The organism is Promicromonospora kroppenstedtii DSM 19349 (assembly GCF_000515355.1).
In the GTDB taxonomy this organism is placed as follows: Bacteria; Actinomycetota; Actinomycetes; order Actinomycetales; family Cellulomonadaceae; genus Promicromonospora; species Promicromonospora kroppenstedtii.
In genome coordinates this window covers 12,877-13,499 of record NZ_KI911573.1, presented here as the reverse complement: position 1 = coordinate 13,499, position 623 = coordinate 12,877, and the positions used below count along the sequence as shown (strand labels likewise).

2 protein-coding genes are annotated in these 623 nt (G+C 75.8%); both read left to right on the top strand.

Features of this window, described 5'->3' with window-relative positions:
• The coding region (locus PROKR_RS01325; protein WP_036959041.1) for a tetratricopeptide repeat protein at window positions 1-359 on the top strand (359 nt) is incomplete at its 5' end.
• 43 nt (window positions 360-402) lie between these two features.
• On the top strand, window positions 403-623 hold a 221-nt coding region (locus PROKR_RS01320), incomplete at its 3' end, for a zinc ribbon domain-containing protein (RefSeq protein WP_036959040.1).

The window sequence follows — 623 nt, the reverse complement described above, 5'->3', positions numbered from 1 at the left end:
TGGGCCCCACGCGCGGGTCGTTCCCGGACGCCCGCCTGGAGCGGGCCCGGCTGCTCGTGGAGGCGCACCGCTCGCTGGTGGACCTGGCCGACGCCGTCGCCGGGCTCGACGCCGCCCACGTGCCCGACCGGCCCAAGGCCGAGATCACCGTGGCGGCCCTCGTCGAGGCGCTGGAGATCGTGCTGCGCGACGGCCCCCTGCCGAGCCTCCGCGTGGCGGGCGTGGCCGCCGAAGAGGGGCCGCTGCGGGACCGCCTGGAGCTCGCCCTGCGCAACCTCGCCCACCTCACCGACGAGCGCTCGGAGCGCGTGGCGCTCGTGGACCGGGCAAACTCCGTACGGCAGTGGACGTGGCGATGAACAGGGCGGGAGTCCTGACGAAAGCAAGGAGATCCACCCAGACATGAGTGCCGAAGACAGCGTCCTCGTCCGATGCCCCAGCTGCGGGGAGAACGCGGCGCCCCGCGCCAGGTTCTGCGAGAACTGCGGCACCGCGCTGGCCACCGGCGGCGCGGACCCGTCCCTGCCCTCCGAGGTGACGCTGGACGTGGCCCCCACGGTCCTGGACCTCGACCCCGCGACGGGCGAGGCCGGGGGCAACCGCCGGTGCGGGGCCTGCGGCGG